This is a genomic window from Streptomyces atriruber (assembly GCF_001418325.1).
Lineage (GTDB): Bacteria > Actinomycetota > Actinomycetes > Streptomycetales > Streptomycetaceae > Streptomyces > Streptomyces atriruber.
Window position 1 is genome coordinate 19,177 of record NZ_LIPN01000143.1, and the last position, 14,631, is coordinate 33,807.

Here is a 14,631-nt window from a genome sequence, read left to right on the forward strand (position 1 = left end):
GACCTGCCCTCGTGACCGTCAGCCTGCCGCTCGTCCTCGTCCTCGGTCTCATCGCCTGGGGAGCGGTCAAGTTCCTCGGCGTTCGCACCTGGATCGTCATCGTGATCGCCCTGTTCGGCTTCCTGCTCTCGCGCACCTTCGTGGCACCCGTCATCGACTCCGGCACACGATCCGGCGTCGACATCGTCAACGGCTCACATGACTAGACGAGTAGATAAGGAGAGGTTCGCCGTGTTCCTGCCCAAGTACCCCGAGAACCCGTCCCCGCCGTCGGCCTACGTCCACGCCCCGACCGAACCGGCGCCCGCACGACGCCCCGCTCCCCAGATCTCCATCAGCACCGGAGCCGTCGTGGCCGTGCTCGTAGGGGGAGTCGTCCTGACCGCGCTCCTGGCCGCCGTCGCCATCTCGGCGATCTCCGTGGCCGTCGCCGCCGTCGTCCTGCGCTCGATGCTCCGCGACCAGCGTCGGCGCTGATCCGCCGCACATCTGACAGACCCCCGGGGCGGCCTCGATACCGCCAAGCATCCGCCGCCCCGGAGGCGCTCCCCCTCCTGACCGAAACCAGAAGGAGAACCACCATCTTCACGCGCACGACCCAGCCGCCGCCCCCACTTCGCGAACTCGGTGAACTGGCCTCGCTCGGCACCATGCCCGGCCTGCTCCGACAGCTCTCCGGACTCGGCGGCTGCGCGAACCCGATCCGCCTCGACGGCCACCGCACCGAGTACGACGTCGACACCCGGACCGGCGAGATCGGCAACGTCCTCCACCATCTCGACTCGTCGTCCCTCCCGGCCGGACAGCTCCTCACCCGCTGCAACAACCGCCGCACGACCCGCTGCCCGGCCTGCGCGGAGGTCTATCGGCGCGACACCTTTCACCTGATCACCTCGGGCCTCCGAGGCGGCAAGGGCACCCCCGAACGCATCGCCGCCCACCCCCGCGTCTTCGCCACCTTCACCGCGCCGAGCTTCGGCCCGGTCCACAACCGCCCGTCCGGGGCTGCCGGTTCGGTCCGCCGCTGCCGGTGCGGGCGCCTCCACGACCAGGACGACGCCGTACTCGGCAGCCCGCTCGACCCGTCGACGTACGACTACGAAGCCGCGGTGCTCTGGAACGCCCATGCAGGGGCCCTGTGGCGGCGCTTCTCGATCTCCCTGCGCCGGGAGGTCGCCAAGCGGGCGGGCCTCTCCCAACGCGCGTTCCGCGAGCACGCACGGGTGTCCTTCGCCAAGGTCGCGGAGTACCAGAAGCGCGGCGCCGTCCACTTCCACGCCGTGATCCGGATCGACGGTCCCGGGGGCGGCGACACCCCGCCCCCGGCGTGGGCCACGGCTGACCTGCTCACGGACGCCATCGAGACCGCCGCTACCGGCGTGCGCGTGGACGGTCCCGTCATCGACAGCCGCCCGCACACCTTCGCCTTCGGCCGCCAACTCGACATACGCACGATCCGAAGCGCCGACTTCGACGGCGGCCAGGAGCTGACCGACAGGGCCGTCGCCGCGTACATCGCGAAGTACGCCACCAAGGGCGCGGAGACCGCGACGGGCGCCCTCGACCGCCCGCTGAGGTTCCTCGCCGAGCTGGCCCAGCTCGACATCAGCGACCACGCCGAGCGGCTCATCCGTAAGGCCTGGGCCCTCGGCGCCCGCAAGGACTTAGCGGAACTCCGCCTCCGCGCCTGGGCCCACATGCTCGGATTCCGCGGCCACTTCTCCACGAAGTCCCGCCGCTACTCGACCACGCTCGGCGCTCTCCGCGACGCCCGCGCCGCATGGCGTCGAGCCCAAGCCGCAGCAACCTCCGAGGCCGAGCCCGACTCGACGCTCGTCCTCTCGCACTGGGTCTTCGCCGGGACCGGCCTGTCCTCGGCTGAGGCCTGGCTCGCCGCGACCCTCGAACCCGCCCCCGGAACAGAAGGAGAGCCCACTCGTGGATAGCCGCTACCTATCCGTGGACCAGGTCGCCGAGCTGCTCGGGACGACCGCTCGCTTCCCTCGGCGGCTGATCGAGGAGCGGCGGATTCGGTACGTGAAGGTGGGCCGTCACGTGCGCATCCCGGCGAGCGCCGTCGAGGAGTTCATCTCGACCCACACCGTGGAGCCGATCAAGCGCCCGCGTGCCCGATACGGGAGGGCTGCCTGATGGCCAACGACAAAGGCAGGCGGCGCCGCTTCGGGGCGATCAGACGTCTTCCGTCCGGGCGGTACCAGGCCCGCTATCCGGGGCCCGATGGCGTGATGCGCCCGGCACCGTTCACGTTCGAGACGACGGCGGACGCGGACGACTGGCTCGCTGAGAAGCAGACCGAGATCCGTCGCGGTCAGTGGCGGGACCCGGATGCGGCGGCCGTGAGTTTTCGCACCTACGCGGAGAAGTGGGTCGAGGAACGCGACCTCGCGCCGCTGACCGAGGACCTGTACCGCTACCTCCTCGACAAGCACCTTCTGCCCACCTTCGGTGACACCGACCTGGACGAGATCACGGCTCCTCGCGTACGCGAGTGGCGGACCGAGCGGCTGCGGACGACCGGCGCAAAGACGATCACTGCCAAGGCGTACCGGCTGCTCAAGGCCGTCATGGAAACGGCCGTTGATGACGACCTCATCGACCGCAACCCGTGCCGGATCAAGGGAGCGGGCAAGGAGAAGGCCGCCGAGCGGCGCATCGCGACCGTCGCCCAGGTCGACGCACTCGCCGAGGCCATGGGGATGCGGTGGCGCCTGATGGTCTACCTCGGTGCGTACGGTCCGATGCGGCCTGAGGAACTGGCTGGCCTGCGGCGTCGGGATGTCGACCTCGACACCCTGCGGATTCGTGTGCGCCTGGCCGAGCCGGAGCGGATGAACGGGCGCCGCGTGCAGGGCGACACGAAGTCCGAGGCCGGTACGCGGACGGTCGTCCTGCCCGCCTTCCTCCACCGGGAGCTCCGTTGGCACATGGAGTCCTACGCCGAGCCGGGCCCGAAAGGGTTGCTCTTCGTCGGAGAGCGCGGTGCCCCTTTCCGGCGCAGCACCTTCGGACGGAAGTGGCGCAAGGCCCGCGGGCTCGTCGACGGTCTCCCGGAGGGCTTCCGCTTCTACGATCTGCGGCACACGGGGCACACCCTCACGACCCGCTCGGGTGCCACCCTCAAGGACACGATGGTCCGCGCCGGGCAGTCGTCCGAGAAGGCCGCGCTCGGCTACCAGCACTCGGAGGACGAGCGTCAGGAGGAGGTCGCGGGCATGCTTCACCGGACCGTGCGCAAGGCTCGGCAGACCAGAGCCGAGAAGGAGGGCGGTCCGCCTTCTGGCACGGATCTGGCACGCGGCGAGTGATCTGACCGGACAGTAGGCGAAAAACAAGAAGGCCCAGGTCGCTGACCTGGGCCTCAACTATGGAGCGGGTGACGAGAATCGAACTCGCACTCTCAGCTTGGGAAGCTGATGTTCTACCACTAAACTACACCCGCGAAAGACGCCGTATGAACCGGTGTCGTAACGTCGCACACTCTACCTCATCCCGGGCCCCCGGCGCTCTCGCCGCGGGGCCCGAGTGCTGTCCGGGAGGTGGATGCGCCGTGCGTCCGGAGGGAGTTGGGGCGTACCGTGGATCGCGGTCGCGCCGCCTGGATGGGCGTCCCTTTCATACCGTAATGTGGCCTTTCGTCGTCGGCTCGGAGGCGAGCGAGAGACGAGTGAGTACGGCTACGTACGAGCTCACCCACGACTGGGGAAGGGACCCAAGGACTTGATGGAGCGCACCGTCGTCCGATGTGCCGAAGGGCACGTGTTCAGCACCGCTTCGTTCCCGATGCAGCAGGCGGACCGGCTCGGTCCCGGTCGGCTCATCCGCTGTCCGCGATGTGCCAGGCTCCGGCACGCCGTGCCGGTGACCTTGCAGAGGCGGTAGCGGAGGCGGGAGCGAACGGACGTCAGCGAACGGACGCAGTTAGGCGCGCGGGTCCTGTCCGATTGGGGAGGGCCCGCGCGCTCTGCGTATCCTCGGTGCGTGCTTCTCTCAGACAAGGACATCCGGGCCGAGATCGACTCCGGACGGGTGCGGATCGACCCGTACGACGAATCCATGGTGCAGCCCTCGAGCATCGACGTGCGGCTGGACCGCTACTTCCGGGTGTTCGAGAATCACCGCTACCCCCACATCGACCCCTCCGTCGAGCAGGCCGACCTGACGCGGCTCGTGGAGCCCGAGGGCGACGAGCCGTTCATCCTCCACCCCGGGGAGTTCGTGCTCGCGTCGACGTACGAGGTCATCTCGCTGCCGGATGACCTCGCCAGTCGGCTGGAGGGCAAGTCCAGCCTCGGGCGGCTCGGGCTCGTCACGCACTCCACCGCCGGGTTCATCGACCCGGGCTTCAGCGGGCACGTGACCCTTGAGCTGTCCAACCTCGCGACTCTGCCGATCAAGCTCTGGCCGGGCATGAAGATCGGGCAGCTCTGCATGTTCCGGCTCACCTCGCCCGCCGAGGCCCCCTACGGGTCGGAGCGGTACGGGTCGCGTTATCAGGGACAGCGGGGCCCCACCGCCTCCCGGTCCTTCCTCAATTTCCATCGGACACAGGTGTGACATCCAGCATGAGTGACGGCATGAGTGACGTGCGCGAGAACCTTACGTACGAGAAGTTCGGCCATGCGGTGCGCGAGCTCGCGCAGGCCGTCGCCGACGACGGGTACCAGCCCGACGTGATCATCTCCATCGCCCGCGGTGGCGTCTTCGTCGCGGGCGGGCTCGCGTACGCACTCGACTGCAAGAACATCCACCTGGTGAACGTGGAGTTCTATACGGGCGTGGGCACCACGCTCGAAATGCCCGTCATGCTCGCGCCCGTGCCCAACGCCATCGACTTCACCGACAAGAAGGTGCTGATCGCCGACGACGTCGCCGACACCGGGAAGACGCTGAAGCTCGTCCACGACTTCTGCCTCGACCACGTCGCCGAGGTCCGGTCCGCCGTCATCTATGAGAAGTCGCACTCCCTCGTGAAGTGCGAGTACGTGTGGAAGCGCACCGACGAGTGGATCAACTTCCCTTGGAGTGTCGAGCCGCCCGTCGTGAAGCGTGCGGGTCAGGTTCTCGACGCCTGACGTGAGTACGTGAGTAAGGGCCCGGCGGACAGTTGCTGTCCGCCGGGCCCTTCCCTACGCGTGTACGTACTAGAACGTGCCCAGCTTGATGATCGACAGGATCGCCAGCAGCTGGATCGTCGACGCGCCCAGCGCCTTCGGCCACGGCAGGTCGTGGGACTTGCTGACCATCGTCGTGAGCAGCGCGCCCGCCGCGATCCACGTGGCCCAGCCGAGCAGCTGGACGAAGGTCTGGCCGCCGCCCAGGAACATCGCCACGACCACGCGGGGCGCGTCCGTCAGCGACATGATCAGCATGGAGAGGCCGACCGTCGGCTGCCAGGCGCCGTCGCCGCCGAGCTGGCGGGCGAGGGTGTGCGTGACCACGCCCAGGATGAACGCGCTGATGGTGATCGCGATGCCGGTGGTGAGGACGAAGGGGACCGCCGACGACAGCGTCGCGTTGATCGCGTCCTCGCGGGCGTCGTCGAAGCCGAAGATCGCGAGCGCGCCGTAGAGGAACGTGACGACGAGGGCGGGGCCCCACATCGCGTAGTCCCGCATCTGGAAGAAGGTCGGGCCGGGGCGCAGTACGACGCCGCGGAGCAGGTCCTTCCAGTGCAGACGCGGGCCCATGGGAGGGGCGCTCGCCTGGCCCGCGCGGTAGGTGTCGCCCTGGGTGTACGGGTCCTCTCCTATGGAGAAGGCCTGGGTGTGCCCGGGGTTGTTGGCCGCGTACGGGTCATAGCCGCCGCCCTGGGGGCCGCCCTGGTGACCACCCTGACCACCCTGGCCGCCGAAGTACTCCGGCTCGCCGTGGTTGCCGCCGCCACCGGCCTGGGGCCACTGCTGGTGGCCACCACCGCCACCACCTCCGCCGTAGTGCGGCCCGCCCTGGTGGGGGGCCGACGGCGCAGGCGGATAGCCGTACGGCTGCTGCCCTCCCTGAGGGGTCTGCTGTCCGTACGGCTGCTGCCGCGGTTGTTGTTGCGGTCGCGGGGCGCGGTTGTCCCGGCCGCGTCCGATCCTGAATCCAGCCACGAATCGAACGTACCTGGTCTTCAGGGGTGGGGTCGTCCCTCCTCGGGAGGAGACGCGCTTTGCGGCCGACCTGTGACAACCCCTAGGGGTACCCGGAAGGGTCCTACCGGATACCCGTACGAGTTCTACCGGGCCAGCGACGCTCCGTACGTCAGCGGGCCCGAAGACGTCGGCAGGCCCAGTGAGTTCGGGGTGACGACCGACGCGCCCGTCGTGCCGGTCGCGAGGTGCGGGAGGTTCCACACGCCGCCCGCCGACGCGTTCTCGCCGGGCGCGGCGGCCGAGAGGTCCGGGCTGCCGTCGCCGTTGTGGTCCGCGAAGCCGAGCGCCGCGCCGAACAGGTCGCCCGCCTCGGCGCCGCCCGGGATGCCGGGGGAGTTCTGCTGGTACGAGACCGCGCCCACCGCCTTCCCGTCCTCGGTGAGGATGCCCTGCGCGCCGCCCTTCAGGACCGTGACGGCACCCGCGCGTGCCGCGCTGCCGATGGCCTCACCCGGGGCGCCCGCGATCAGGTCGTCCTTGCCGTCGCCGTCGATGTCCGCGGCCGCGAGCGCGTTGCCGAAGTCGTCACCCTTCTCGGCGACACCGGGTACCCCCGGAGTGTCCTGGTTGAGGGTCTGGCCCTCCCAGACGAGGCCGTCGCCGTCCCCGTAGTGGATGTGGATGCCGCCGCCCTTGGTGAGCTCCTCGGGGCCGCACGGGTCGTCGATGTTCTCGTCGGCGATCTCGCGGCAGTTGCCGAGGGCGAGGTCGTCGTGGCCGTCGCCGTTGAAGTCGCCGGCGGCCAGCGCGTTCGCCGCGCTGTTGTCGCTGCTCCAGGTCAGGCCGAACCGCGTCTCTTCCTTCAGGTAGCGGAAGAGCTGGACGTGGGACTGGGTGTAGGGCTGGTTCTGCGTGTAGAAGGCGACGGCCAGCTCGGGGCGGCCGTCGGAGTCGAAGTCGCCGGTCGTCATGACGGGGGCGCGGCCGCCCATGCGGTCGCCCATGAGCGGATCGGTCCGTGCGGCGAGGGGGTTGTAGTTGACGACGACCTGGTCCTTGCCGCCGATCGCCAGGTCGACGTCCGTGTCGCCGGTGAAGTCCGCCGCGGTCAGGGCGTTTCCGTAGGCGTCGCCCGCCTTCGCGCCGCGGCCCGCCGTGTTGGCCAGCGCGAAGCCGTCGCCTGTGCCGTACAGGACGGTGACGGAACCCGCGTCCGCCTTGGCGTCGATGTCCTCGCCGGGAGCGCCGATGACCAGGTCGGCGTACTCGTCGTCGTCGATGTGCGCGGTGGTGACGGCGGCACCGAAGCGGTCGCCGGTCTCCGGGGTGCCGGGGACCTCGACGGTGGCCTGTGTGATGCGCCGTACGTTGCTCGACCCCGGGCCGCCCGGGCCGCCGAAGACGACGCTCACGTAGCCCGCCTTCGCCTTGCCGTCGACGGTGCCGCCGGGCACGCCCACGGCGAGGTCCGCGTATCCGTTGCCGTCGAAGTCGCCGGTGATCCGGGCGGGCGCGGTGGGCGCGGCGGGCGCGGCGGTCGCCGTCGACGTGAGGGGGAGCGTCAGTCCGGTCGCGGCCAGGACGGTCGCCGCGGCCAACGCCAGGGTGTGGGTGCGTACGCGCATGGGGACTCCAACTCTTCGGGGTCCGGCCCGCGCCGCAGGAGGCGCGGGCCGGTTGATCGGCGGGCGGCTGCCGCCGATGGAGTGGTGGTCCGCGGACTCAGTCCGCGAAGTTCGCGCCGAGCCGCGGCGTTCCCGTCGCCGAGATGCCCACGGTCGACGTGTAGACGCCCGACGCACCGGAGAGGGTGCCGTCGCGCTTGCTGAGCAGGGGATAGAACGCGCCGTTCGCGCTGTTCTCGCCGTACGCGCCCACCGTGACGTCGCCGCGCCCGTCGCCGTTCAGGTCGTCGACGTGCACGTCCGAGCCGAAGAAGTCGTACTTCTCGTTGGAGTTGGGCACGCCCGGCGTGTTCTGGTCGAGGAAGGCCGCGCCGGCCGTGGAGAGGCCCGAGCCGTCCGCCTTGCCGTAGATGACGGTGACCGAGCCCGCGTCCTTGACGCCGTCGAGGTCCTCGCCCGCCGCGCCCACGACCAGGTCGAGGTGGCCGTCGCCGTTGATGTCGCCGAGGTCGAGCTCGGTGCCGAAGGAGTCGCCCTTCTCGCCCGTGCCCGGCACGCCCGCGCTGTCCTGGGTGAAGACCTGCGTGTCGCCGTACGGGCCGTTGGCCGCGCCGTGCACGACGTGCACCGAACCGCCCTTGTGCGCACCGGCGATGTCGTCGTCCCACTCCAGGCCGATGACGATGTCGCCGTAGCCGTCGCCGTCCGTGTCGCCGACGTCGGTGATGGTGCCGCCGGGCAGCCGCTGCTGGTTGGTGGTCTTGAGGCCGCCGGACGTGCCGGGGACCCAGAGGTTGGCGTTGTAGTTGTCGGCGGTGGAGTAGCCGTCGACGATGAGGTCTTCCCTCTTGTCGCCGTTCACGTCGCCGGAGTGCAGGTTGAAGGGGCCCGCGCCCTCCCCGCTGTGGATGGCGGGCTTGACCGTGTAGCGGCTGCTGCCGGTGCCGCTGCTACGGGAGATCTTGCCGTTCAGTACGTCGATGGTGGCCGCGCCGGAGCGGGCGCCGATGGCGAGGTCGGTGTCGCCGTCGCCGTCGAAGTCACCGGCCTCGATGGGCCCGCCGAAGAAGTCGTGGCTGCCGGGGCGCGGGTCCTGCACCGTCGTACCGCCGGAGAGTCCGCGCGCGGAGCCCCACAGGATCTGCGCGGTGCCGCCGTCCTTGTCGCTGCCGACGTCCTCACCGGGTGCGGCGATCGCGAGGTCGTCGTAGCCGTCGCGGTCGAAGTCGCCGTACGCGGTGTCGTAGCCGAAGGTGTCGCCCGCCTCGGCGGAGCCGGGGACGCCCGTGCTGTTCTGGCTGAAGGTCTTGTGGCGCAGGGTGCTTCCGCCGTACGTGACGGCGACCTGGCCCGCCCCGCTCTTGCCGCCGACGGTGGCGCCGGGCGCGCTGGTGGCGAGGTCGGCGACGCCGTCGCCGTTGAAGTCGGCCTCGTGCGAGGGCAGCGGCTCGGCGGGTGCGGCGGAGGCGGTGGCTCCCGTGACGGCGAGCAGTCCACCGGTCAGCGCGGCCGTGGCGGCCGTCGCGGCGGCGAGCCGCGTGCGTCTGGAGCGGGCGGTGGTGGAGGTGCGCTTGTGCTTGGCCATGCGGTTCTCCTGCAGCGTGCGGGGATGCCTGGCGGGCATCCGCAGTCGGTGGGGTGCGACGGGCGCGTTTGCCGGGCGTTGGCCCTGGCGTCACGCCGCGGTCGGCTAAGGGGAGACCGCCGGAGGGGAGCAAGGGTTGTACGGACGGGCTGGGGGTCCAGCCCGTCCGGTGTTGGGATCCGGCCCGTCCGGCGTTTGAGGACGAACTCGGCGGAGCCGGTGATTCGACGGTGCGGAGTCCGACGGTGCGGTACGTCCGACGGCGCCCGCCTACCGCCCGAGAACCATCCCGTACTCCCGCGCCCCCGCGAGCCCCAGCTTCCCCGGCGTCACGGACGTGACGTCCGGTCGCGGACCGTCCTTCGGGGTCGCGGCGTACCAGACGCCGCCCTGCTGGCCGTCCTCGCCGGGCGCGCCCACCGCGACGTCCGGGTAGGAGTCGCCGTTGTAGTCGCCGGTCGCGACGGCCGCGCCGAGGTGGTCGTCCGCCTCCGCCGTGCCCGCGACGCCCGCGGAGTTCTGGCTGAACGCCGGGCCCGTGAGGGGCTTGCCCGTGCCGCCCGAGGCGAGGACCCAGTAGGTGCCCGCGTTCTGCACGGTGCCGACGGCCTCCGCGTCGGCGCCGACGACCAGCTCGTCGATGCCGTCCCGGTCGAGGTTGCCGACCGCGAGCTGCGCGCCGAAGTTGTCGTCCGCCTCGGCGGTACCGCCGACCTCCGGGGACGCCTGGGTGGTGCAGGACTTGCCGCCGTCGCCGAGCGCGCCGCCCTTCTTGCCGTGGACGGTGAGGATCGCGCCGCCGAGCCGGTCGGCGCAGTTGGTCTCCTCGGTCTCCGGGTTGGGCCGTACGTTGCCGACGGCGAGGTCGGTCGTGCCGTCGCCGTCGAAGTCGCCCGCGGCGAGCGCGGTGTCCGTGCGGTCGGAGGTGTGCCACGTCTCCTTCCACTCGCCCGTCGCCCGGCTCAGCACGGTCGTACCGCTGATCTCCATGCCGTTGTACGAGACGGCGAGGTCGTCCTGGCCGTCGCCGTCGAAGTCACCGTCGGCCAGCGCGGTGGGCCCGCCGAAGTGCCAGCCGGTGACCCGGGAGACCTTGGCGGGCGAGCCCGCGGTGAACGGTCCCGGCCGCGTGACGACCGAACTGGACTCGTCGAAGTGGGAGTTGAAGGCGATGTCCTTGTCGCCGTCCTTGTCGAAGTCGCCGGTGGAGAGCAGCGCGCCGTACCGGGCGCTGTCGATGCCGCCGTTCGCGGCGGTGAAGCCACCCTTGAAGCCGCCCGCACCGCCCCAGACGACCGCGACGGTTCCGGCGCTCAGGCCGACGGAGGTGTCCTCCTCGGGCGCGCCGACGATCAGGTCGCTGTAGCCGTCGCCGTTCATGTCGTCGGAGGCGACGGCGAAACCGAACGCGTCGCCCGCCTCGGCGGTGCCCGGCACCCCGGCCGTGGCCTGGCTGACCGTGGTCGACCCGTGCTTGCCGAGGCCCGACGCGCCGCCCCAGACGACGTTGACGTATCCGGCCTTGGCCTTGCCGTCGACGGTTGCGCTCGGCACGCCGACCGCGAGGTCCGCGTAGCCGTCGCCGTTGTAGTCGCCGCGGATCTTCGAGGGGGCGTCGGCGCGCTCGGGGGCGGCCGCGGAGGCGCCGGTCGCGGTCAGGCCGGTGACGCCGAGGGCGGTGGCGGCGCAGAGCGCGCCCGCCGCGAGGAGCTGGTTGCGGGTGTTCTTGCGGGCGTACGTGGGCATGGAGGGGTCTCCAACGTGTGTGAGTGCTGGGTGAGTTGCTGTGGAGAGGGCCGGAGGGCAGGTCAGCGCAGCGTGCGCCCGAAGCCCGCCCCCGTGCCGCCGACCCCGAAGTCCGTGCCGTTGAACGAGGCCGCGTAGGACGTGGTCAGCCCCGTCGACGTGCCGCGCAGGACCCACACGGCGCCGACGTCCCGCGTCGTGCCGATGTCCTCGCCGGTCGCGCCGGTGGCCAGGTCGGCCTTGCCGTTCTTGTTGATGTCCTTGAGGCGTACGGACGTGCCGAAGTGGTCGCCCTCCTCGGCGACGCCGGGCACGCCCGCGGTCTCCTGGTGCCAGGCCCGGCCCGAAGTGAAGGCGCCGCGCACCGACTTGAGCAGGGTGACGCTGCCGGTGCCGGACACGCCGTCGACCGTCTCGCCGGGCGCGCCCACCGCGAGGTCCGCGAGGCCGTCGCCGGTGACGTCGCCCGCGGAGACGGCCGCGCCGAAGCCGTCGCCGGCCTCGTCGGCGCCGGGTACGCCCGCGCTGTCCTGGGTGTGGGTCACCGGGGCGCCGAACTTGCCGTCGCCGCCGCGCCGCACGGTGACGGAGCCGCCCTTGCCGCCCGCCGCGTCGCGGGAGTTGCCGGTGATCAGGTCGTCGTAGCCGTCGCCGTCGACGTCGCCCGCGGTGGCCGCGTCGCGCGTCGCCGTCGGGTCGTCGCCCTCGCCGAGGACCTCCGCCCGGTAGCCGTAGTCGCCGACGCCGCCGTTCATGTGCGCGGTCCAGGCGCCGCCGTCCGCGCGCTCGCCGTACAGGACGAAGCCGACGCCGTCCTTGTACTTGAAGTTGCCGGAGATCATGCCGTCCAGGCGGACGCCTTCGGGCAGGAAGTCGACCTCCAGGCCGTACACGTGCCCGTTCTCGCCCGCGCCGGAGTAGAAGTACCAGTTGTCGCCGCTGATGACGGCCAGCTGGGGCGAGCCGTCGTAGTCCAGGTCGGTCCAGACGGCGGCCTCGCCGAAGCGGCCCGAGGTGTCGGCCGGGGAGTTCAGGGCGCGGCCGCCGGAGGTGAAGGCCCGCTTGCCGCCGTAGACGATGGAGACGGAGCCGGACGGCTTGCCCGTCACCTTCTCGCCGGGGGCGCCGACGATCAGGTCGGCGAAGCCGTCGCCGTTCACGTCGCCGCTGATCACGCTCTCGCCGAACTCGTCCTCCGGCTCGGTGACACCGGGCACCCCGGAGGTCTCCTGGGTGACGGTGACGGACCGGCTCCCCGGGACACCGCTCGCCGAACCGAAGGTCACCGTCACGGAGTTGGAGTCGGGCGAGCCGATCGCGAGGTCGCGGTAGCCGTCCCCGTTGAAGTCGTCCTTCAGGGCGGCGGCGGCGCTCGCCGTACCGGCCAGGGGCAGGGTGAGCCCCGCGGCCGCGAGGGCCGCGACGGTGGCGGTGACGGCCAGGTTTCTTACGCGCACGTGGGTCTCCCGGAGGTGGGGGGGCGGAGCGCAGAGCGGAGGCAACTGCGGGGTACTGCTTCCGGGGGGTGTGACACGTGAGGTGTACGAAGGGTTGTGCGACGGGAGAGGTGTGGTGTCCGCCAGGTGTACGGCAGTTGGAGGTACGTACGACGGTGACCGTCAGGCCCTCACCCGTCCCTCACCCGTCGCCCAGGGACAGGAAGTCCTGCGTGGAGAACGTGATCCGCGGCTTGCGCGCCACGAGGTCCCCCTTGCGGCCCGGGTACACGGCCACGATGTCCTGACTGTCCCCCCGGTATGTACGAACGACCAGGTCGGCCCGCTTGTCACCGTCGAAGTCCGCGACCTCGAGGACTTGGGTCGTGCCCTTCTTCAGCGGCTGGACGAGCGCGGAGGCGTTGGGCGCCAGGTCCGACGTACGGCCGCGGAAGACCCGTACGTCCCACGCATCGCCCCCGGACCCGCTGCCCGCGCCGCTGACCACCAGCTCGCTCAGGCCGTCCCCGTCGAGGTCACCCGTGTCGACGGCCACGTTCCTTGCCTCCAGGGAGCCGCGCAGGGTGCCCGGCACGTCGTAGCGCAGGGCGATGCCCTTCGGTGACGCGATGGCCGCGTCCATGCCCTTGCCCTCGCCGAAGCGGCCGAAGGCGATGTCCTTGCCCGCGGGGAAGAGGGCGCCGGTCTCGTCGGGACCCTGCGGGCCGCCCAGGACGAGGGCGCCGGTGGCGGCGCCGGTCGCGTTCGCGGCCTTGCGCACGAGCACGTCGTCGTAGCCGTCGCCGTCGACGTCCGTGGCGCGGCCGGTCACCAGGCTGTTGCCGGGCGCGGTGACGGGCTTGCCCGCCGCGCGCGGGGCACCGCTGCGCGTGAACGGGCCGCGCAGGAAGGTGAGCCGGGCGCCGCTCGCGTGCAGTACGAGGTCGTTCGCGCCGTCCCCGTCGAAGTCGCCGCAGACCGGCTGGTCCGGCCAGTCATTGCCGAAACGTGCCTGCGCGGGCACCTTCAGCTTCACGGCCTTGCCGGTGAGCCCCTTCGGCGAGCCGAAGAGGATCTGCAGCGGCACGGGGGGCTGCCCCTGCCCGTCGTACGGCGGATCCGTCGACACGAGCAGATCGCTGAAGCCGTCCTCGTCGAGATCGCAGGAGGCCTCGGAGTCGAAGGCGGCCGGCAGCCGACCCTTCGTACGCGCACCGTTGGCGTGGGCGCTCACCAGTTGCCGCGCGCCGGGCACGAGTCCGCCCCTGCCTCCGTAGACGATGCCTATGCCCGCGTCGTCGCCGTGGTCGGGGTGCACGAGGTCGTCGAGTACGAGGTCACGGGCACCGTCACCGTTGAAGTCGTCCTCGACCTTGCTGCCCTGGCCTCGTGGGACGGGCTGCTGGGCCGCGCCCTTGCCCGTCATGCTCACGGGCTTGTGCGAGGCGTCACCGGACCCGGCGCCGCCGTCGTGGCCGCCGCAGCCCGAGAGGAGCAGCGCGCAGCTCACGGCGGTGGCCACCCCGGCGGACCCGCCGCGCCACATGCCGCGTCTCGCGCCCCGTACCCCGGCACTCCGCATTGCCCCTCACCCACCCCGAACGCCACAGTCGACAACAACCAGCCCATGATGCTCCCGCTCCCCTCGCAGGAGGAGCCCGAGACGGTCCCGTTTCCATCACACCGGGGCCGGAGGCTCTCTTCCGGCGCGTGGTGGGGGTGGGCGGTGACTTCGGTGGGGCGGTGTCTTTGATGGTTGCCGGGGCCGCCCGGGGTTTTGCGGAGTGTGGCGGTTCCGGGCCGGGAGTAAAGGGCGCGACTTTGTCGCGTCGGCTGCGCCGATTCCGCTGCGCTCCACCCTTGACTCCCGTCCCTCCACCGCACGTTGACCTTGACCCGGACGGCCAGGGGTAGGGGCTGCGGGGTCCGCTGCTCGGGTCATCACCTCTCGCTGCCGGGTGCGGACCGGCCCATCGTGGGTGCCCGTCACGGTAGCGGCCCGGTCGGTCCGGCGGCCTCGCTGGCCGGGCCATCACCTTGCGCTGCCGGGTGCGGTCCGGTCCATCGTGGGCGGGCGTCACGGTCGGGGCTCGGCCGGTGGTGCGGCCTGCCTGGCGGGGTCATCGCCTTGCGCTGCCGGGTGC

At 71.4% G+C, this 14,631-nt stretch carries 13 protein-coding genes and 1 tRNA gene; 7 read left to right on the top strand and 7 right to left on the bottom strand.

Features of this window, described 5'->3' with window-relative positions; genetic code table 11:
• The first annotated feature begins 11 nt into the window (after positions 1–11).
• From AOK03_RS16330 to AOK03_RS16350, 5 genes are all read left to right on the top strand, one after another.
• Entirely contained in the window at positions 12–206 is a 195-nt protein-coding gene (locus AOK03_RS16330; protein ID WP_055565991.1) for a hypothetical protein, read from the top strand.
• A gap of 25 nt (positions 207–231) precedes the next feature.
• Positions 232–477 (top strand): hypothetical protein, encoded by a 246-nt coding sequence (locus AOK03_RS16335; protein WP_055565992.1) that lies wholly within the window; start codon positions 232–234, stop codon positions 475–477.
• A gap of 173 nt (positions 478–650) precedes the next feature.
• Complete coding sequence (locus tag AOK03_RS16340) at positions 651–1,946, top strand: replication initiator (RefSeq protein WP_055565993.1); 1,296 nt, start codon at positions 651–653, stop codon at positions 1,944–1,946.
• On the top strand, positions 1,939–2,151 hold the full coding sequence (locus tag AOK03_RS16345) for an excisionase family DNA-binding protein (protein WP_055565994.1): 213 nt from the start codon (positions 1,939–1,941) through the stop codon (positions 2,149–2,151). Before AOK03_RS16340 ends, AOK03_RS16345 begins: the two co-directional genes overlap by 8 nt.
• Complete coding sequence (locus tag AOK03_RS16350; protein ID WP_055565995.1) at positions 2,151–3,326, top strand: tyrosine-type recombinase/integrase; 1,176 nt, start codon at positions 2,151–2,153, stop codon at positions 3,324–3,326. Before AOK03_RS16345 ends, AOK03_RS16350 begins: the two co-directional genes overlap by 1 nt.
• A gap of 60 nt (positions 3,327–3,386) precedes the next feature.
• Here the strand turns inward: AOK03_RS16350 and AOK03_RS16355 are convergent.
• Positions 3,387–3,460: transfer RNA gene (locus AOK03_RS16355), tRNA-Gly, on the bottom strand.
• A gap of 539 nt (positions 3,461–3,999) precedes the next feature.
• Between AOK03_RS16355 and dcd the strand changes: the two genes are divergently transcribed.
• Together dcd and AOK03_RS16365 are read left to right on the top strand one after the other, a co-directional pair.
• Positions 4,000–4,575 (top strand): dCTP deaminase, encoded by a 576-nt coding sequence (gene dcd / locus AOK03_RS16360; RefSeq protein ID WP_055565996.1) that lies wholly within the window; start codon positions 4,000–4,002, stop codon positions 4,573–4,575.
• Positions 4,576–4,595: 20 nt separating this feature from the next.
• Positions 4,596–5,093, top strand: coding sequence for a phosphoribosyltransferase (locus tag AOK03_RS16365; RefSeq protein WP_055565997.1), 498 nt, complete (start codon positions 4,596–4,598; stop codon positions 5,091–5,093).
• Between the two features lie 69 nt (positions 5,094–5,162).
• Here AOK03_RS16365 and AOK03_RS16370 read toward each other — a convergent pair whose 3' ends face one another.
• From AOK03_RS16370 to AOK03_RS16395, 6 genes are all read right to left on the bottom strand, one after another.
• The gene (locus tag AOK03_RS16370; protein WP_055565998.1) at positions 5,163–6,113 is read right to left on the bottom strand and encodes a Yip1 family protein; all 951 of its coding nucleotides are present in this window, start codon (positions 6,111–6,113) and stop codon (positions 5,163–5,165) included.
• Between the two features lie 125 nt (positions 6,114–6,238).
• Positions 6,239–7,720, bottom strand: a complete 1,482-nt coding sequence (locus AOK03_RS16375; RefSeq protein WP_055565999.1) for an FG-GAP-like repeat-containing protein — start codon at positions 7,718–7,720, stop codon at positions 6,239–6,241.
• Positions 7,721–7,817: 97 nt separating this feature from the next.
• Positions 7,818–9,305, bottom strand: coding sequence for an FG-GAP repeat protein (locus tag AOK03_RS16380; protein WP_055566000.1), 1,488 nt, complete (start codon positions 9,303–9,305; stop codon positions 7,818–7,820).
• 270 nt (positions 9,306–9,575) lie between these two features.
• On the bottom strand, positions 9,576–11,051 hold the full coding sequence (locus tag AOK03_RS16385; protein ID WP_055566001.1) for an FG-GAP and VCBS repeat-containing protein: 1,476 nt from the start codon (positions 11,049–11,051) through the stop codon (positions 9,576–9,578).
• 62 nt (positions 11,052–11,113) lie between these two features.
• The gene (locus AOK03_RS16390) at positions 11,114–12,508 is read right to left on the bottom strand and encodes an FG-GAP-like repeat-containing protein (RefSeq protein WP_055566002.1); all 1,395 of its coding nucleotides are present in this window, start codon (positions 12,506–12,508) and stop codon (positions 11,114–11,116) included.
• A 181-nt stretch (positions 12,509–12,689) separates the two neighbouring features.
• Positions 12,690–14,009 carry an FG-GAP repeat domain-containing protein gene (locus AOK03_RS16395; RefSeq protein WP_244177636.1) on the bottom strand — a complete coding sequence of 440 codons (1,320 nt, stop codon included), beginning with the start codon at positions 14,007–14,009 and terminating at the stop codon, positions 12,690–12,692.
• Positions 14,010–14,631 lie beyond the last annotated feature (622 nt).